Source organism: Haloglomus halophilum (genome assembly GCF_024298885.1).
In the GTDB taxonomy this organism is placed as follows: Archaea; Halobacteriota; Halobacteria; order Halobacteriales; family Haloarculaceae; genus Haloglomus; species Haloglomus halophilum.
Window position 1 is genome coordinate 1 of record NZ_CP101166.1, and the last position, 17,715, is coordinate 17,715.

At 65.1% G+C, this 17,715-nt stretch carries 16 protein-coding genes and 1 pseudogene; 11 read left to right on the plus strand and 6 right to left on the minus strand.

Going from position 1 to position 17,715, the window contains the following annotated elements; all coding sequences use genetic code 11:
• Positions 1-94 precede the first annotated feature (94 nt).
• Positions 95-1,312, plus strand: a complete 1,218-nt coding sequence (pan1, locus tag NL114_RS00005; protein ID WP_254822754.1) for a proteasome-activating nucleotidase Pan1 — start codon at positions 95-97, stop codon at positions 1,310-1,312.
• A gap of 90 nt (positions 1,313-1,402) precedes the next feature.
• On the opposite strand, the gene NL114_RS00010 is transcribed toward pan1, so the two are convergent.
• Positions 1,403-2,845 (minus strand): cryptochrome/photolyase family protein, encoded by a 1,443-nt coding sequence (locus tag NL114_RS00010; RefSeq protein WP_254822755.1) that lies wholly within the window; start codon positions 2,843-2,845, stop codon positions 1,403-1,405.
• Positions 2,846-2,981: 136 nt separating this feature from the next.
• On the opposite strand from NL114_RS00010, the gene NL114_RS00015 reads away from it, so the two are divergent.
• From NL114_RS00015 to NL114_RS00040, 6 genes are all read left to right on the plus strand, one after another.
• Entirely contained in the window at positions 2,982-3,494 is a 513-nt protein-coding gene (locus NL114_RS00015; protein ID WP_254822756.1) for a universal stress protein, read from the plus strand.
• A 63-nt stretch (positions 3,495-3,557) separates the two neighbouring features.
• Positions 3,558-3,980 carry a DUF7344 domain-containing protein gene (locus NL114_RS00020; RefSeq protein WP_254822757.1) on the plus strand — a complete coding sequence of 141 codons (423 nt, stop codon included), beginning with the start codon at positions 3,558-3,560 and terminating at the stop codon, positions 3,978-3,980.
• 23 nt (positions 3,981-4,003) lie between these two features.
• Positions 4,004-4,837, plus strand: a complete 834-nt coding sequence (locus NL114_RS00025) for an RAD55 family ATPase (RefSeq protein ID WP_254822758.1) — start codon at positions 4,004-4,006, stop codon at positions 4,835-4,837.
• A gap of 93 nt (positions 4,838-4,930) precedes the next feature.
• Positions 4,931-5,956: a hypothetical protein gene (locus NL114_RS00030; RefSeq protein ID WP_254822759.1), complete on the plus strand. Its 1,026-nt coding sequence runs from the start codon at positions 4,931-4,933 to the stop codon at positions 5,954-5,956.
• Positions 5,949-6,629, plus strand: coding sequence for a DUF8135 domain-containing protein (locus tag NL114_RS00035; protein ID WP_254822760.1), 681 nt, complete (start codon positions 5,949-5,951; stop codon positions 6,627-6,629). The genes NL114_RS00030 and NL114_RS00035 overlap by 8 nt, the downstream gene beginning before the upstream one ends.
• A gap of 48 nt (positions 6,630-6,677) precedes the next feature.
• Positions 6,678-7,004: a transcription factor S gene (locus tag NL114_RS00040; RefSeq protein ID WP_254822761.1), complete on the plus strand. Its 327-nt coding sequence runs from the start codon at positions 6,678-6,680 to the stop codon at positions 7,002-7,004.
• A 650-nt stretch (positions 7,005-7,654) separates the two neighbouring features.
• Here NL114_RS00040 and NL114_RS21715 read toward each other — a convergent pair.
• The 3 genes and pseudogenes from NL114_RS21715 to NL114_RS00050 all read right to left on the minus strand — a co-directional run.
• A pseudogene (locus NL114_RS21715) lies at positions 7,655-7,738 on the minus strand (SHOCT domain-containing protein); the annotation flags it as partial.
• Between the two features lie 87 nt (positions 7,739-7,825).
• Positions 7,826-8,749 carry a PH domain-containing protein gene (locus NL114_RS00045; protein ID WP_254822762.1) on the minus strand — a complete coding sequence of 308 codons (924 nt, stop codon included), beginning with the start codon at positions 8,747-8,749 and terminating at the stop codon, positions 7,826-7,828.
• A 1,003-nt stretch (positions 8,750-9,752) separates the two neighbouring features.
• Entirely contained in the window at positions 9,753-10,919 is a 1,167-nt protein-coding gene (locus NL114_RS00050) for a tyrosine-type recombinase/integrase (RefSeq protein WP_254822763.1), read from the minus strand.
• Positions 10,920-11,376: 457 nt separating this feature from the next.
• Between NL114_RS00050 and NL114_RS00055 the strand changes: the two genes are divergently transcribed.
• Positions 11,377-11,829, plus strand: coding sequence for a hypothetical protein (locus NL114_RS00055; RefSeq protein WP_254822764.1), 453 nt, complete (start codon positions 11,377-11,379; stop codon positions 11,827-11,829).
• A gap of 48 nt (positions 11,830-11,877) precedes the next feature.
• On the opposite strand, the gene NL114_RS00060 is transcribed toward NL114_RS00055, so the two are convergent.
• Positions 11,878-12,987: a glycosyltransferase gene (locus NL114_RS00060; RefSeq protein WP_254822765.1), complete on the minus strand. Its 1,110-nt coding sequence runs from the start codon at positions 12,985-12,987 to the stop codon at positions 11,878-11,880.
• 218 nt (positions 12,988-13,205) lie between these two features.
• Here NL114_RS00060 and NL114_RS00065 point away from each other — a divergent pair, with 218 nt between their 5' ends.
• Positions 13,206-15,011 (plus strand): S9 family peptidase, encoded by a 1,806-nt coding sequence (locus NL114_RS00065; RefSeq protein WP_254822766.1) that lies wholly within the window; start codon positions 13,206-13,208, stop codon positions 15,009-15,011.
• Positions 15,012-15,044: 33 nt separating this feature from the next.
• Here NL114_RS00065 and NL114_RS00070 read toward each other — a convergent pair whose 3' ends face one another.
• A complete protein-coding gene (locus NL114_RS00070) occupies positions 15,045-15,857 on the minus strand; it encodes an alpha/beta fold hydrolase (RefSeq protein WP_254822767.1) in 813 nt (270 codons plus the stop codon).
• A gap of 85 nt (positions 15,858-15,942) precedes the next feature.
• On the opposite strand from NL114_RS00070, the gene NL114_RS00075 reads away from it, so the two are divergent.
• Both NL114_RS00075 and NL114_RS00080 read left to right on the plus strand, forming a co-directional pair.
• A complete protein-coding gene (locus tag NL114_RS00075) occupies positions 15,943-17,031 on the plus strand; it encodes a M48 family metallopeptidase (RefSeq protein WP_254822768.1) in 1,089 nt (362 codons plus the stop codon).
• 152 nt (positions 17,032-17,183) lie between these two features.
• Positions 17,184-17,651, plus strand: coding sequence for a DUF5802 family protein (locus NL114_RS00080; protein ID WP_254822769.1), 468 nt, complete (start codon positions 17,184-17,186; stop codon positions 17,649-17,651).
• Positions 17,652-17,715 lie beyond the last annotated feature (64 nt).

The following is a 17,715-nucleotide window of genomic DNA, read 5'->3' on the forward strand; positions in this document are numbered from 1 at the left end:
GGCGCCGAGGCGCCGCCCATGGCGGGTCGTGGCGGGGGTTTCCGGGTGTGCTGACCCGAAACCTCTTATGAGTACACTCCCCTACTTGCAGTCAATGACCGACGCCGTGGACGATGTCGAGATGCCGTACGACGAGAACGCCTCCCAGCAGGAGAAGGTGGAGGCGCTTCGTGAGCGGTTAGAGGTGCTGGAGGGGCAGAACGAGGAGATGCGGGACAAGCTCCTCGACGCCAGTGCGGAGAACAACAAGTACCAGCAGAAGCTCGAGCGACTCACCCACGAGAACAAGAAGCTGAAGCAGTCGCCGCTGTTCGTCGCGACGGTGCAGGAGCTGACGGGCGAAGGAGTCGTCATCAAGCAGCACGGGAACAACCAGGAGGCGCTCACCGAGGTCACCGACGAGCTGCGTGACCGCCTCGAACCCGACGACCGCGTGGCGGTCAACAACTCCCTGTCCATCGTGAAGGTGCTGGACGACGAGACGGACGTCCGGGCCCGCGTGATGCAGGTCGAGCACAAGCCGGATGTCGGCTACGACGACATCGGCGGCATCGACGAGCAGCTGGAGGAGGTCCGTGAGACGGTCGAGCTCCCGCTCAAGAGCCCGGAGATGTTCGACGATGTCGGCATCGATCCACCGAGCGGCGTCCTGCTGTACGGCCCGCCGGGGACCGGGAAGACGATGCTCGCCAAAGCGGTCGCCAACCAGACGGACGCGACCTTCATCAAGATGGCCGGCTCCGAGCTGGTCCACAAGTTCATCGGCGAGGGCGCGAAGCTGGTCCGGGACCTCTTCGAGCTCGCCCGGCAGAACCAGCCGGCCGTCATCTTCATCGACGAGATCGACGCCATCGCCGCCAAGCGGACCGAATCGAAGACCTCGGGCGACGCCGAGGTCCAGCGGACGATGATGCAGCTCCTCTCGGAGATGGACGGCTTCGACGAGCGCGGTGATATCTCCATCATCGCCGCCACCAACCGCTTCGACATGCTCGACCGCGCGATTCTGCGCCCGGGCCGCTTCGACCGCCTCATCGAGGTCCCCAAGCCCGACCCCGAGGGCCGCGAGATCATCTTCCAGATCCACACCCGCAGCATGAACGTCGCCGACGATGTCGACTACGAGGAGCTCGCCGAGGTAGCCGACGGCGCCTCCGGGGCCGACATCAAGGCGGTCTGCACGGAGGCCGGCATGTTCGCCATCCGCGACGACCGCACGGAGGTCCGCAAGGTCGACTTCGAGCAGGCCTGGGAGAAGATCCAGCAGGAGAGCGACGAGGACGAGGACGAGATCTCGAAGACGTTCGCGTAAGCTCCGACCGTTCCGAGGCTACAGCTCGTACCTTCTACAGAGCCGCCCGTTCGGACACGTACCCATCGGCCCAAACGGTCCTCGTACCGCTCAGTCCTCGTCAGGATCCTCGCCGCGCGCCCGCTTGAACATCGCCAGGGCCTGCTCGCGGCGTTCTGCGTGATCGACAATGGGCGCCGGGTAGTCCGGCGCCAGCCGTTCACGCTCTGCATCGGACAGTTCGTGCCACGAGTGGATATCGTCCGCGTTCACGCCCTCCAGCTCCGGGACGTACTGCTTGATGTACTCCGCCGCCGGGTCGTAGCGTTCGCCCTGCGTCATCGGGTTGAAGATGCGGAAGTAGGGCTGGGCGTCGGTGCCGGTGGAGGCGGCCCACTGCCAGCCGCCGTTGTCGTTGGCGGTGTCGTGGTCGACCAGCCGCTCCCGGAAGTGCGCGTAGCCGTGGCGCCAGTCCAGTAGCAGGTCCTTCGTGAGGAAGGAGGCGACGATCATCCGGACGCGATTGTGCATGTACGCCTCCGCGCGGAGCTGGCGCATCCCGGCGTCGACGATGGGGTAGCCCGTCTCGCCGCGCTTCCAGGCGTCGAGTTCCCCCCTGGGCTCGTTCCAGTCGATGGACTCCTCGTACGACTTGTAGTTCTCCGTGACGACCTCAGGGTTGAAGTTGAGGACGTGGTGGTAGAACTCCCGCCAGGCCAGCTGACTCCGGAACTCGTCGACCGACTCCCGGGCGTCCTCGTCCGGGGCGCCGGCCCGCGCCGTAGCGACCGCGTCCGACACCTCACGCACGCCGATGGTCCCGTAGTGGAGGTGCGCGGAGAGGCGAGAGGTGCAGCGGTCCGCCGGGTAGTCGCGGCGGTCGTCGTACTCGTAGACGTCGCTCGTGAGGAACTCGTCGAGCCGCTCGCGGGCGGCCTCGTACCCCGCGTCGGGGACGGCCGCCTCGGGCGCGTCGAATCCGAGGTCGGCGAGGCCGGGGATATCGCCCGGGTCGTCGGGCGCGGCGAGCTGGTTCGCTTCCGGAGCGGGGTACGGGTCGGCCTTGTCGCGGTCGCGCCACTTCTTCCAGAAGTAGGTGTAGACGGAGTAGGGCTCGCCGGCGTTGGTGGTGATGGACCCGGGTTCGTGGTGGAGCGCGTCGTGGTAGGCCGCGACCCGGACGCCCGCGTCGTCGAGCGCCGCGCGGACAGCCTCGTCACGCTCGCGGGTGAGGCCGGAGTAGCCACGGTTCCAGACCACACCGGTGACATCGAACGCGTCGGCGACCGCGGGGAGGACCGCGGTCGGGTCGCCCCGACGGAGGAGCAGGTCGCCGCCACGGTCGCGATACGCGGCGCGGAGCGACTCCAGCGCGTCCAGCAGGAACGCGACCCGTGGCGGCGATGCGTGGTCGAGCACGGCGTCGTCGAGGACGAACAGACCCAGCGCGGGCGCCTCGCCGGGAGCCGGGTCGGCGCCCTCGACGCCGGCCGCGGCCGCCAGCCCCCGGTTGTCCGTGAGCCGCAGGTCCGCCCGGTGCCAGTGGAGACGCATACCCGAACGGACTCGCGGGCGGCGCATACAGGTTCGGGTCCCCCACGGCCTCGGCCGATTCCGCCCCGCCATGGACGGTGGCTCCCGATGCCCGTGGCCCGGGCGATTTACGGACCGGGGCGTCCCAGCAGTTCGTATGAGCGACGAGACGGACACCGAGGCGACCGACAACGGCGAGTTGGAGGACGACGCTACCGGGAGCGTCCTCGAGGACGACCCCAAGAACGTCCTGGTCCCCATCGACGGTTCGACGCAGTCCGACACCGCCCTCCAGCACGCACTGGACGCATTCGACGGCGCGACGCTGACGCTGCTGCACGTCATCAATCCGGCGCGGGCGGGCTACGGCGCCCAGGCCGGCATTCCGACCTCCTCGGAGGAGTGGCTCGAGGAGGCCGAGGACGAGGCCGACGCGCTGTTCGCGGGCGCCAGGGAGCGAGCGCACGGCTACGATGTCGACATCGAGACCGTCACGGAGGTCGGGAACCCCTCGCGGGTCATCGTCGAGTTCACCGAGGACGAGGAGTACGGCATCGACCACATCGTGATGGGGTCTCACGGGCGGTCGGGGCTGTCGCGGGTCCTGCTCGGAAGCGTCGCGGAGAACGTGGTCCGGCGCTCGACCGTGCCCGTGACGGTCGTCCGCTGACCCCCGGCCACAGCGGACCGGCGTCGCCGCCGGACTTATGAGTCGGTAGTCGAAGGGCCGAACGTGGGCGAGACGAGTTCCGACCTCGGCCCGGAGACCGCGCTCGACCTCCTGAGCGCCAGCCGACGGCTCGCGGCCGTGGTCGCCGTCGAGGAAGCGGACGAGCCGGTCTCCAGCGGTGAGCTCGCGACGATGACCGCCGCGGCCGAACACGGCCGCTCGCCGGGACGGCTCGGCGGGCGGAGTACCAGCGCCGTCAAGTCCGACCTGGAGAGCGACCACCTCCCGCGGCTGGTCGCACACGACGTGCTGCGCGACGCCGAGGGCGGCTACGAGGCGGGCGCGAACCTCGACAACCTCCTGTCGGTGGTCGACGTGACGATGGACGAGTGCGGCGCCGGACGCTCGCTCCGAACGAGCGAGCGCCAGCCCGGCGACGCCGGCGGCCCCGCAATCAGCGGGGGCGTGCGCGACACGGATATTTAACCCTGGGGGTCCGTAGGAGACGCATGGACCGCATCCCGTTCGGTATCCGGCGGCTGGACACGACCATCGACGGGGGCGCCCCCGCCGGGAGCGTCGTGCTCCTCTCCGGAGAGGTGGGGGCCGGAGCCCGGGAGTTCATGTACACCTGCACGGTGATGAACGGGCTGATGCAGTCGGACCCCGACCTGTTCGACCTCTACTACGGCGACCTCGCGAGCGGCGCCACCGCGCCCGAGGAGGTACATTACCTCTCCTTCACCTCCGGCGAGCGGAAGGTCCGCCGGGAGATGGAGCTGGCCATGGACGAGGAGCTGGTCGCCTCCAGTAACCCCTCCATCACGTTCCACGACCTCTCGTCGGAGTTCTTCCAGCTCTCGCCCGTCCCGCGGGAGTGGTACTCGGACCACACGACATCGCTCTCGGACCTGAACACCTCGAGCGAGCGTCAGTCCGTCCCCTCGGCGCTGGGCGACAAGCTCACCGACAACGCCGCGAACAACGTCGTCGTCGTCGACTCGTTGACCGACCTCGTGTCGGCGGCCGGCGACCTCTCGTGGGACGACATCCCGGTCCTGCTGAAGGGTATCGCCCGGGCGGCGTTCGGCTGGCAGGGGCTCATCCTCGTCCACGTCAACAAGGAGAGCCTCTCGAACCTGGAGCACGGGCAGCTGATGGACGCCGCCGACGGGACGCTCCTGTTCGAGTGGGAGGCCGGCGGCTCCACCCGTGCCCGGACGCTCGTCGTCAAGCAGTTCCGGGGGGTCCTCTCGCGCATCGAGGAGGAGAACATCGTCCGGTTCGAGACGGAGATCGGCGACGCCGGCTTCGACATCAGCGACGTCCGGAAGATCAGGTAGCGCCCCCGAAATCCGGGCTTTCCGGGAGATGATTCGACAGGCGCCGGACATTACCGGAGGAACGCTTTAATGAGCACACTTGCAAGGGAGGGTATGGAAAACGAGTCAACCGAGGGCCGAACCCTGTCGCTGGAGCTGCCGGCGGCCCTCGATGAGTGGCTCACCGAACGCGCGTCGGAGCTCGACGTGGACCGCTCGGAACTCATCAGACAGCTGATCGGCGGATACCAGGTCGCCGTGGACGCGACGGACGAGGGGTCCGTCGAGGCACTCGAAGGAGCCATCGAGGCCGGAACCCTGGATGTCGAGGCGGCCGTCCAGGAGACCGTGGACGAGGCCGTCTCGTCGGCCGCTCCGGACGAGGCCGCCATCGCCGCCCGGGTCACCGACCAGGTCGACGACCGCATCGACGCCCTCGACGCGGAGATGGACGAGAAGCTGGACGACATCCGTCGACGCGTCGTACAGGTCAAACAGGAGGCCGACGCGAAGGCCCCGGCCGACCACACCCACCCCGAACTGGAGCGTGTCGAGCAGGTGACGGGCGAGGTCGAGCGGCTCCGCGAGCAGGTCGCCGAGCTGGAGGGGCAGGTCGGTGGGGACGACGACCTCGCCGCGGAGCTCGAGGACGTACAGGAGAAGCTCACGCGGCTGGCCCGGGCGGTCGTCAGCATGCGCGAGGCCGAGACCGAAGACGACGACCGGGACGAGGCGCTCGCCGACATCAGGCGGACGGCGGCACGCAAGGGGTACGAACAGGCGACCTGCGGAGCGTGCGGGGAATCGGTCCGCGTCGGCCTGCTTCCCGAGGCGGCGTGCCCGCACTGCGATAGCCCGTTCGGCGACATCATCGACCGCTCGGGCGGCCTGTTCGGGTCGTCACCGCGGCTGGTGGGGCCCCACGACGGTAGCGAGGACGAGCGGCTGGCCGACGGCGCGACCGGGGACGAGCCGACGGGGGACGAGCCGACCGGGACGGATACCGTGTCAGGCGTCACGCCGGATACGACCGAGAGCGGCGGGTCGGCATCCCCCGACGGGGCGGACGGGGACTCGGAGAACCCGACCACCAGCGACGACGGGGGAGCCGTGAGTACCGACGGAGGGAGCGATGACTGAGGACGACACCGAGGAGTTCGAGCCCTCGGAGAACGACGGTGGCGGGGACGGCGAAGGGGACAGTGACGGGACGGCGGACCCGTTCGCCGATAGCGAGGGCGACGAGGCGCCGGACGACCCCTTCGCCGACCTCGACGGTGACGATGACGGTGCGTCGGACCCGTTCGCCGACATCGAGGGCGTCGAGGTCGAGGACGACCCGTTCACCGACCTCAGCGTCGGTGACGGCGACCCCTCGACCGACTTCGGTCCCTCGGACAACACCCTGTTCACGGACGAGGACGGGGCCGCCCTCGACGAGGAGGCCGTCTGGGAGCAGGTCGACGGCGACGCCGACGAGGCCGCGACGGTCCCCGACCTCGACGAGGAGTCGGGGGAGTCGGCCGACGGAGCGGTCGACACGGGCGAGACCGTGGTGAAGAAGCGGACCTACTGCGAGCGGTGCGAGCACTTCTCGCAGCCGCCGGAGGTCTCCTGCGGGTATCCGAACTCGGAGATCGTCGAACTCGTCGACACCGGCCGGTTCCGGGTCCGGAACTGCCCCATCGTCGAACGGCGACAGAGCCGTGACATCAGCAGCATCGCCGATGGGGGTGGGGCGACCGACCCCGAACTGGAGGCGGGCGACGACGCCGACACCGCCGACGCCGCCGATTCGAGCACCGACGACTGACCCGGGCGGAACCGGGACCGACTTCTCCGTCGAACCACGATACCCACCATGGTCGAGTTCTGCGACGACTGCGGCTCGCTGATGCACGCCGACGGCGACGAGATGGTCTGCTCGTCCTGCGACGCGCGACAGGGTCGGGACGCCGAGCACGAGGCCGAGTTCGTCTCCACGGAGGAGCAATCCGAGGACGATGTCATCGAAACCGAGGAGGGCGCGGAGTTCGAGGGCAAACCCACCGATGACAGCGTCACCTGCGACGACTGTGGCCACGGCGTGGCGTGGTACACCATCAAGCAGACCGGCTCCGCGGACGAGCCGCCGACGCGATTCTTCAAATGCAAACAGTGTGGTAGCCGCTGGAGAGATTACAGCTAAGACCCACCCGATACTGCCGATATCGACGGAATCGGGTTTTGGGTCGATTGCAAGATTGCATCGGTGAACGGTCCAGTCGAAACAGTGGTACGAGGGGCCTTAGTTTTTCGTACTCAGATGTAGCTCGGTGTTGAATCCTGCCGCAGTCGGGCGATTCGAGATTTGACAAGGCACTTCCGCCCTCGTGGAAGGGGTATTCGCCTGCCGTGAGGGTAGGGTGTAACGGGACAGATACCCCTTCCACAAGCTCACTTTGAATTTCGATTGCAAAAATCCGAAATTATCTAAGCAGGCAATCACCCATTCTCGCACAAGCATATATGTATATTTTTATATGAATTATAAACAGAGTTATTGATACTCCAGCGCAGACGGATCGCCAATGCAGACCCAATTCTATCTAAGCTAATAGGGCCTTCTGCCCCTCGGATTCGACCGTTTCAGAAATTGGCCAGGAATATAATCGGTGTATAGTGAAGTATTATCCAAACTGCACTATAATTTCCATATTTTGGAACTATTATCCCAAGATATGGATATATGCGGAGAAGTGAAAATCACAACTAAAATACATCTTATTGCGTTTATAGAATACACTCTATGTAGATGGGAAAGCAAATAACAATGGGAAAATTGTGCTGATGAAAGATTTATATTTCATTTAAGATATCATCCCTTCTCATTTCATATTCTTCATCTGAAATAAGTTCTTGTTGGTGAAGATTTTCTAATTCTTCAAGTCTTTCAGCAGTATCTTTATTATTTTGTTCAGAACCGGCTGAACCCTCAGGTTCTTCAGAAGTGGCCTCATTAGCTCGTTCTCAAATATAGTTAACCGACTCTTCCGCCTTATTAACGTCATAAACGTTGAAACGATAGGTTCTACTGCCAGTAGTAATGCTCAAGTTTGATGATATTCCTTTGTCGAGATTTATCGTGTCAATTTTTTCGTAATCAATTCTCTCTAGCCTTTCATCTTTAATTTCTTGACCTATAACTGCAAATACACGCTGGTCAGTGATTACAGTATGTACACCCTCTCCCGAATAACGTGAGTCCGCCTCCAATTCCTGTTCAATAACTGCCTCTTTCCCATTTAATATCTTCACTATCTCCTCATCCTCCTCTATATATTTTAATACCTTTTCTTTACCCTCCACATTTCGGAATTCATTTCCTTTTGCAGTTATATGCGCAAGAGCCTTATCCACATCAGTACCTGATGTTTTCCCATCTACTGCTATTCTTATTTGCACATCGAGCGAGGAGGACATAATATCGTCAATCTCATTCTTATCAACCCCATGAATTTCGAAAGGTACGAAATCGATGTCTGCATACAGAATTAGTTTGTTCGTAGCTTTCCAAAAGTCCGATTTATGTTTTGTATCGCCCCTAGATATCCCTTCTAATGGGACAGATATTATTTCATCTTTACCCGCATTAGTCTTAGCTATAATTATTCTTAGATCTGTTATCACTACCGCAGCAGTCCCACCAGCAACGGTCTTTCTTTCATCATTCAATTTGGTTCTTATTTTTTGAGTCCCAATTATCATATGAGGCTGTTCCCCCTCTTGAAGATAGTCTATCAATGGCTTCTCAGCTAAATGGTGGCCAGAAAGCAGGCCAGGACTCTTTTTTGTAAGAAGTTTGGCAGTAACGGAGGGGTGGTTGGCATTTTCAACCAACTTCTTAACTTCTTCATCTACATCTTCTTCATCGGAGGAACTGAATATACCCATATACGAATCCGCATCTATTTACTATTAAAACTATCTCCGTTCAGTAGATGTGGGCCGGTCTAGCGGCAAAGGTGGTCGAAGAGTAGCGTCAAAGCACTCGCGCAAGGGGGAACATCGTCTCGCGCCGAACGCCTCTCAGAGCTACGTGAGAGGGCAGAGCAAGCGCGTGAGAAAGACGGCGTTCAACATAATGGCGAAGGTCTGACCGCAGGGGAATACTTCGAGCAACGGGAGCCAGCTAGAACGTGGCTCGGTCTTGACCCGATCCCTAACCCCGAATAATCCCACAGAAAGCTTTTTATATCTTGCTACCAAATTATTAGGTACACAGTTCGGGCCTATCTGGCTGTGATCACAAGAGCGAAACGTCCCAAAACTCGCTGATTTCCACTTTCTGGTGTTTCTAAGGCCGGTATACGTCAAGAGTATAATTCACCAACCCAATATTACGACCATAAACCTTAAATAGTAAGACGTACAATATAGTACTAGAACGTTTCGTTGGGACGGACGTTCTTGTGGCCTGTGGTGACCCCGACAAGCTGGCAGAGAGGAACGGTCAAGTACGCCCGAATTGTGGACAAGATATCTGTCCTAAGCGGCAGGTATTTGCTAAACCCCTTGTAGGACATAAGAACCACGTCTAACTGAGCAAGATGCTCATACGTGCGTAGGGCGAGGGGATAGGTGACTGAATCGGGACACCCTCACACAATGGGACGTGTTTATTATTTGATATACAACCTGTTGTGAGAGTGGCGGTCTGAGCCTTCGGATGGTTTCCCAAGGCTTGGGCCTGTGGTTTCACCCGACTTCTGGCAGTCAGATACCGAAAGAATCGGCTTCAAACCGCCTTACCACACTCTCGGGTTGCTGTCGGCCTGTCACAAGCCGGCAGAGCTTGACCGAGACGGAATGGTGGTATCTCACCCTCTGGCGTACAACTCGACTGCCAGATTTCGGGGGATCCACAGGCCGAAGGTCTGGCAAGGTTCCCTGAGGCTTAGAGGGCGTTCAATACCTCTTCCTTTCGGCGTTCTGCCGCTTGCTCGAAGGTAGGAGAGTCGTAATGCTGTTTCAACATTTGAACCGTTGCGTTCACCCTCCCACTAATGACATCCCAACTCACGCCATTGTCCCGCATACGGGTAATCGCCACTCTGCGCAAGTCGTGACACCCGATACTCTCAGGGCAGTCTGAGGCGTTCTGCTTGGTTAGAGCGTCGCCCGAATCGTCGATACACTCACCACACTTGGTAAGCCCCGCTATGTCCCTGTATAGAGTGCTGTCGTCTATACGACCGGCCCAAGAGGTGAGTAACGCATCTGTCCCGTCTTGCGGTACTGTCCGATGTTCGTTGATGTAGTCAGTCACCACACCCATGATCTCGGGCTTGATATTCACGTCTCGCTCACCTTTGTTACCCTTCTTGAGCCTGACGCCAGATTCCTCAGGCCGATTTCGTAGCTGTATAATTCCGTCTCTCGGTTTCACGTCTGAGCAATCGATAGACAGCAGGGCCGACTTCCTGCACCCGATATGGTATATTAGCAGAAACTCGACCATCTGTCTGCTTGCGTAGTCGTGTTTGGCGAGGTGTTCGATGACTTCCTCTGCTTGCTCTGTCGAGATACGGTGTTCGTCGTCGCCAGAGCGGGACTTCTCATCTGCGGATACGTCTAAGTCGTCTCGCTTTCGGGCGATAGTTTCGCTTATTTTTCGACCTTCTTGTGGGGCCCGCCACTCTGCCTCTGCCCATTTGAAGAATACACCGAGGGTTTCGAGCTTGCCGTCTCTGGTTGTGCGGGCATAGTCTCGGCTATGCAAGAGTTGGTTCCATTTGCTTATTTCCCGAGGTGTGATGTTCTCCAAATCACTCACGTCCTGCGATTGGAGAAAGTCGTTCACCGTATCTCTGTATCGCACATAGGTCTTTTTCGAGAAGCTACCCCTGCCGTCGCTCTTGCCAGAGGGGAAATCGCTTACGTCTGCTCGAAGGCCTGCCGCCGTCCTTGCGACAGGGAGACGGTCGTATCGGCGATTCCGATAGTCATCGGGTTGCTCGAAGCTCACCCGAAGCTCAGACCGCTCTGAGAGGAAGTCGCAAAGGTCGCTCTCTGCTTGGTTCGTCTGCGGTTCATCGGTCGAAGTATCAGCTGTCTTGCTCATTGCCCGTGCGGGTTTGTTTAACTTAAGTGTATCCCCCGCGCCGTCTGGCGATTAGTGAATATCAGAAGCGCGCTGCTATGACAATCTCCTGATACCAAAATCGCAACACGGCGAAGGGGTATTTCGACCGATGCTAATCTGAGGTTAGTCCGATTGCACAACCCACTGTTAAAAGTTGAGTAATCTTTATAACTAACCCCCCTCTTAGCCGCAATCTTCCAAATGCACCGAGTGTGGCAACCGCTGGCGGGATTACAGCTGACCGACCGCTGACCGCTCGGAGAACGGCCGGTCGTTCGCCGCACGAACGGCCCCGGGCATACAGCTCGGTGCCCAGCTGCTCCATCAGCCCCCAGCTGTCCCCGTAGCCCCCCACAGCTCCGCCATTCGTCGCGTGAAACAGCGCTTATCGTCCCGGTAACAACACGGGTGCGACGCCAAGGGTGTCGGGAGCACCATGCCACAGCCAGATGACTCGACCGCGACCGGCGGGCAGCAGGGTACCGGCGGCCAGCAACCGACCAACGGCGGCGGCCAGCAGGGTACCGGCGGCCAGCAACCGACCAACGGCGGCGGCCAGCAGCAGGCGGCCACTGGTACCCAGCAGCAACAGGCCGGCGGACAACAGCAGGGCGCTGGCCAGCGGAGCGGGAACGGACAGCAGCGCACCGGGCGCGGGCAGGGGCTCGCCGACTGGTTCGCGAACGGCGCCCTCCGGACGGGCATCATCCTCGTCGGGTTCACGCTGTTCCTGTTCGCGCTCGGGCAGGCAGTGGGTCTCGAACTGCTCGGGATGTTCGTCGACGCCGTCACCTCGCAGACGGGCCGCTGGCTCGTCGTCGCGGCGTTCGCGCTCGTGCTCATCTTCGTGGGACAGCAGGGCGTGAAACACTCGTCGTTCAGCGACTGACGACGCCCCACGCCCGCGTCACGGGCGACGACGCATCCTGTGGGTGGGTCACTCCACCGGTTCGGGATGCTCGGCCGGTTCCGGGGCCGTCTCTGCCTCCTCCGGCGCGCCGGCCGCCCGATAGATATCCAGCCACCGGCCGGCGACCGCGTCCTCGTCGAACGCGGCGAGGTCCTCGTCGATGGTCCACTCGGGGAACTCGCCGGCCTCGACGATGGCACCCTCGATCTCCTCGGGCGTCGAGACGCGGAAGCCCCGTGTCCGGCGCTCGACGAGCTCGTGGGCGGCGGAGTCGGCCTGATACTCCACGACGCCGACACAGCCGCAGGCGAGCGCCCACAGCAGTTCGATGGCGAACACCTCGTCCCGGGCGGTCTGACAGAAGACGTGCGCCGCCCGGTAGTGGGCCAGTCGCTCGCCGCGCGGGAGGTCACCCGCGAAGGTCACGCGGTCGTCGATGGAGAGGTCCGCAGCCTGCTGTTCATAGGCCGCACGCTCGGGCCCGTCGCCGATGACGGTCGCCGACCAGTCCCGATCCCGGAGTTCCGCGAGCCCGAGCAGCACGCTCTCCAGGTTCGCGTCCGCGTCGAGACGGGTGGCGGCCACCACGTCCGGCGGGTCCGCGACTGGCTCGACCGCGCGGACGCGTTCGAAGTCGATGGCTTCCGGGACGATACGGGCCCGGTCCTCGGGGACGCCACGCTCGCGGACGCGGGTCCGGACGAGTTCCGAAGGCGCGACCACGCGGTCCGCGACCCGGAGCGCCGGCCCGACCAGCGGGTCCTCGGGCGGGCCCTCGCCGAACCAGTCGACCACGAGCGGCGAGCGAGCGAGCGTGGCGCCGGTGCGCGCGGCCAGCACCGCCGAGGGATCGTCGATGGCGTGGACGGCGTCGGGGCGCGCGGTCGCGAGCAGGGCCGGAATCCGGGCGTGATACGAGGTCGTCGCGGGCGAGACCGTCACCGCGCGGTAGGTGACGCCGTCGCGCTCGCGGGTTTCGGTGTAGTCCAGCCGGTCGCTCCACCAGCCCGTGCAGTAGACCGTCACGTCGTGGCCCCGGGCGGCCAGGCTGCGCGCCGTCCGCTCGACGCGGGCGACGGCGCGGTCGTCGGCGTCGGCCAGCGGTGTCGTCTCGGGCGCGACCACGGCGACCTGCATTACCGGAGTCACCGGCCAGTCGCGGCAAAAAGCCGACGGGTCGCGCGGGCCGCCGATTCGGCGGCACAGCGCTCCCCGCCACAGCACCACGGTATCCGCGGTATCCACGGTAGTGTGGCTGCTCGGCAGATGGGTGTGATGCCACCGAACTGCTGACCGAACGGAGCCCCGTGGCCCCGACACGAAACGCTATCCGGCGCCCGGCCGTCACTCGAGGTATGCACGAGTACGACCTCGAGCGGTACCTCAACGTCAGGAGCGCGTACGGGGCCTCGCTCTCCCCGACCGGGCGCCTGGCCTTCCTGATGGACACGACGGGGACAGCCCAGGTGTGGACACTCGACGACCCCCGGGGCTGGCCCCAGCAGCGGACCTTCTACGAGGAGCCGGTGTCGTTCGCCACGTGGTCGCCCGAGCGCCCGGAACTCGTCTTCGGGATGGACGAGGGCGGCAACGAGCGGCTGCAGTTCCACCGGCTCGACGCCGAGAAGAACGTCGTGACCGACCTCACGCGCCACCCCGAGGCGAAACACCAGTGGGGTGGCTGGAGTCACGACGGCGACCGCTTCGCGTTCACCTCGAACCGGCGCGACGAGGCCGTCTTCGACGTGTACACTCAGGGCCGCGACGAGACCGGGACCGACGCCACGCGCCACCACGAGGGCGAGGGGTGGCTCTCGGTCGGCGGCTGGTCGCCGAGCGACGACCGCCTGCTCGTCTACGAGAGCCACTCGAACTTCGACCAGGACCTCTACACGCTCGACCTCGAAACCGACGAGTTGCGCCACCTGACGCCTCACGAGGGCGACGTGCGCTACGGGAGCGCGAACTTCGGGCCAGACGGAGAGGCACTCTACCTGGTCACCGACGACGACCACGACACGCTCTACCTCGCGCGGCTGGACCTGGAAACGCTCGATATCGAGCGGCTGGTCGTCGACGAGGACTGGAACGTCGACGGGGTCGCGCTGGACGACGAGACGGGGCGGCTGGTCTACTCGCGGAACGTCGATGGCTACACCGAGCTGACGGTCGCCGACCTGGCCGGTCCGACAGACCTCGAGGAACTGGCGACGCCCGACCTCCCGGAGGCCGTCGCCGGCGGCGTGAGCTTCTCCGAGGACGCGGACCGGTTCGCAGTCACCGTCACGGGCACCACCACCAACACGAACGTCCACGTGGTCGACGCCGAAGCCGGCGACACCGAGCGCTGGACCGACGCCAGCACGGCCGGTATCCCCCTCGAAAGCTTCCGTGACCGCGACCTGGTCCGGTTCGAGAGCTTCGATGGGCTGGAGGTCCCGGGCTATCTCACCCTGCCCGCGGACGCCGACGAGCGCGCTGGCGAGGTGCCCGTCGTGGTCGACATCCACGGTGGCCCCGAGAGCCAGCGCCGGCCCTCCTTCTACGCGCTCGGGCAGTACTTCGTCTCCCGCGGGTACGCCGTCTTCGAGCCGAACGTGCGCGGCTCGACCGGCTACGGGAAGGCCTACACCCGGGCCGACGACGTCCGCAACCGGATGGATTCGGTGAAGGACCTCCGGGCGGGCGTCGAGTGGCTCCACGACCATCCCGCGGTCGACGAGGACCGCATCGCGGCACTGGGTGGCTCCTACGGCGGCTTCATGGTGCTGGCGGCGCTCACCGAGTATCCAGACCTGTGGGCCGCCGGCGTCGACGTCGTCGGCATCGCGAACTTCGTCACGTTCCTCGAGAACACGGGCCCCTGGCGGCGCGAACTCCGCGAGGCCGAGTACGGGTCGCTCGCGGAGGACCGGGAGTTCCTGGAGTCCATCAGCCCCATCAACAACGTCGACGCCATCCGGGCGCCGCTGTTCGTCCTGCACGGCGCGAACGATCCGCGTGTACCGCTGGGCGAGGCCGAGCAGATCGCCGAGCAAGCCAGCGAGCACGTCCCCGTCGAGAAACTCGTCTTCGAGGACGAGGGACACGGCATCTCGAAGCTGGAGAACCGCATCGAGGCCTACACCCGCGTCGTCGAGTTCCTCGACGAACACGTCTGAAGCGCGGCCGACACCACCGCCAGCCGTGCTCGCTCACCCGGACGCGAGCCACTCCAGCGCGTCGGCCCGTGCGTCCAGCAGCGTCCCGAGGTGGTCGGCGTCGAGTACCGTCAGCTCCCCGTCAGCGGCCGTCACGAACGCCCGGACTGGCTCCAGCGGGACGTTCTCGTCGTGCCGCCCGTGCCAAGCTCGAAGCGGCACGTCGACTGCACCGGCGTCGACTATCGCCGCGTCGTCCCGGCGGAACTCGCGAGCAGTGGCCCGGGCGCCCTGCCGGAGCCCCTCGTGGAAGTCCGCAGCCACGCGTTCCGCGACGCGCTCGGGAACGTCGCGGTCGGTGTACTGTCCCACCACCGCCTCCGGGCCACGCAGCCGCGCGACGGCGCCCGAGACCCGGAACAGCGCCCGGAGTCCGAACGGGACCCGCGCCAGCGAGTCGAGCGGGCTCTCGGCATCGGGCACGGCACCGGCGACGAGCGCGACGCGGGTGACCTGGTCGTCCCGTGCGGCCGCGAGCGCGGCCGTCCCGCCGCCGGAGAACGCGAGCACGGGCGCGGAATCGAGCGATTCCGCGTCGAGCAGCGGCCGCAGTATCGTCCCGGGGCGGTAGTCGGGAGACGGCGGGTCCGAGCCACCGAAGCCGGGCCGGTCGGGGACGAGGAGCCGGATTCCGCGCTCGCGGGCCGGCTCGGCCAGCAGGGCGGCGAACAGCCTGGAGCCGGGGGTTCCGTGGTGAGCGACGACCGGCACCCCGCCGGGGTCGCCGGCGACGGCGTAGGTCAGCGTCCGTCCGTCCGGCCGGTCACAGCGATTCGTCTCGGCCGCCGCGTGCGTGTTGGAGGGCACGACGCGTCGGGCTTCGCCGGGGGGGAACAGGAAGCCACCGGTTCGCCACCGAAGGTTGACAACCGCAGCGGCGCTACGGCACCCCGTGCGTTCGCTCGTCACGGTCGTGGCCGGGCACGCTCTCCTCGCCGCTGGCTGGGCCGCGATGGCGTACTCGGTCGCCCGGCGCGACGCATTCGCTCACGACCCTCTCCGGCGGCCGGCCGTGGTGGCTGTAGCCGGACTCACCGCGGCGCTGTGGGCGGTCACCGCTGGCCTGACCGGGGCGCTGGAAGCGTGGCTGGCGACGCTGGGGCTGGGTCCGGACTGGCCGGAGACGCTGGCCACGGCCGCGACGTTCGTCGGCCCGGTCGCGGCCACGGCGCTCGTGACCCACGTCGCCGGCGGTGGGCACCCACGCCGGTTCGCGCTGGGCTACGGTGCGCTGGTGGGGCCCGCACTCGCGCTCACGCTCCTCCCGACGGGCTGGTGGCTCGTCGCCGGTGTCGCCACGCTCGGTCTCGGGATGGCCGCGCTCCCGCCCGTTCTGGTGCCCCGGTTCGTCCCCACGCGGTCGCTCCGTCCGGACGAGTGCGCCTCGCTGGCACCGGTGCTCGCGTCGGACGAGGTCGGCAGCGGAACCGACCCGACGACACGCGATGGCATCCGCGTCCGGGTCCTCGCGCTCGGGACGGACGGCCCGGCGACCGCCGTCGCCGCCGGCGTCCTCCCGGTCCCGGGCGGGCGGGTCGTGTTCGTCACCGAGCGGGTCCTCTCCCGGCTCGGTCCGGGCGAGGCCGCGGCCGTTGTCGCACACGAACTCGGCCACCACCGGCGGCGTCACGTGCCGCTCCGCCTGGGTGCCGCGACCGTATTCCTGCTCCCGTGGCTCGGGGCGACGGCCGCCGAGGTCCCGGGGGCCTTCCTCACCGGGCTCGTGCTGGTCGTGCCGGCCGTTCTGGGCCTGCTGTGGCTCGTGCGCTGGACCGAGTTCGACGCCGACCGGCAGGCCGCGGCCGAGGTGGGGGCCGAGCCGATGGCGCGAGCGCTGGAGCGGCTCGGCGCGGCCGGCGCACTCGGTGACGGCGGCGGCCCGCTCTCGCTGCATCCCGCCGTTGGCGACCGGGTTCGCCGCCTCCGTGGAACGCCGGCCGCGTCCGGAGCCCGGCGGCTCCCGGATGCTGGTGACGACTGACCCGCGCGGGCGACGCGGAGCTGGCCCCCTGCACCCACCCGCGTCGGACGTGCGACCGCCACCCGTCGGCGGGGCGGACCGCCGTATTGCGGTTCGACATAGGTGTTGCCCAGAAGCCTTATGCCGTGGTACACGTTCTCATTCGACATACGATGTTCGAACCGTTCTCGAGCGGCTACTACCTGGGTCGGCTGTACGTCCAGCCCCACGACGGCGACCGCCCAGCGATGCACCGCGAGCAGCACGAACACGTCTCCGAGCAGCTGTACGGCGACGAGTCGGAGAGGAACGAGGACGTGGACTCGGCGGACGGCACCACGACACCCACCGACTCGGCCGAGCCGACCTACACGCTCGGTATCCCGGCCGAGGAGCGGCCGGTCGAGGGCAGCGGCGAGACCGACGACGACCGGCCGCTGGTGATGAAGATCGGCAGCACCCACGTTCCCGTCCACGGTGCCCCGGGTGTTCCGGAGCAGACGGTCGCGCTGCCGGCGGACTGGCTGGCCGCGACCCGGGTCGAGAACCCGCCGACGCTGACCGAGGTGCTGCTGGCGAAGCGCGAGCGGGTGGACCAGTTGCTGAAGGTGGCCGAGGACACATCGTCGGGCCGGACCTGAGTGGCGTGGCGTTCCGCCGGTGCCCCAGCATCCCCTGACGGCGCGGGATTTACGTCACGGGCGC

Coding starts and splice junctions, on each gene's coding strand:
- NL114_RS00025 (WP_254822758.1), top strand. CDS start 4,004: ATGGACCGCATCCCGTTCGGTATCCGGCGGCTGGACACGACCATCGAC.
- NL114_RS00045 (WP_254822762.1), bottom strand. CDS start 8,749: ATGGGTATATTCAGTTCCTCCGATGAAGAAGATGTAGATGAAGAAGTT.
- NL114_RS00015 (WP_254822756.1), top strand. CDS start 2,982: ATGAGCGACGAGACGGACACCGAGGCGACCGACAACGGCGAGTTGGAG.
- pan1 (WP_254822754.1), top strand. CDS start 95: ATGACCGACGCCGTGGACGATGTCGAGATGCCGTACGACGAGAACGCC.
- NL114_RS00055 (WP_254822764.1), top strand. CDS start 11,377: ATGCCACAGCCAGATGACTCGACCGCGACCGGCGGGCAGCAGGGTACC.
- NL114_RS00080 (WP_254822769.1), top strand. CDS start 17,184: ATGTTCGAACCGTTCTCGAGCGGCTACTACCTGGGTCGGCTGTACGTC.
- NL114_RS00010 (WP_254822755.1), bottom strand. CDS start 2,845: ATGCGTCTCCACTGGCACCGGGCGGACCTGCGGCTCACGGACAACCGG.
- NL114_RS00065 (WP_254822766.1), top strand. CDS start 13,206: ATGCACGAGTACGACCTCGAGCGGTACCTCAACGTCAGGAGCGCGTAC.
- NL114_RS00035 (WP_254822760.1), top strand. CDS start 5,949: ATGACTGAGGACGACACCGAGGAGTTCGAGCCCTCGGAGAACGACGGT.
- NL114_RS00060 (WP_254822765.1), bottom strand. CDS start 12,987: ATGCAGGTCGCCGTGGTCGCGCCCGAGACGACACCGCTGGCCGACGCC.
- NL114_RS00050 (WP_254822763.1), bottom strand. CDS start 10,919: ATGAGCAAGACAGCTGATACTTCGACCGATGAACCGCAGACGAACCAA.
- NL114_RS00040 (WP_254822761.1), top strand. CDS start 6,678: ATGGTCGAGTTCTGCGACGACTGCGGCTCGCTGATGCACGCCGACGGC.
- NL114_RS00030 (WP_254822759.1), top strand. CDS start 4,931: ATGGAAAACGAGTCAACCGAGGGCCGAACCCTGTCGCTGGAGCTGCCG.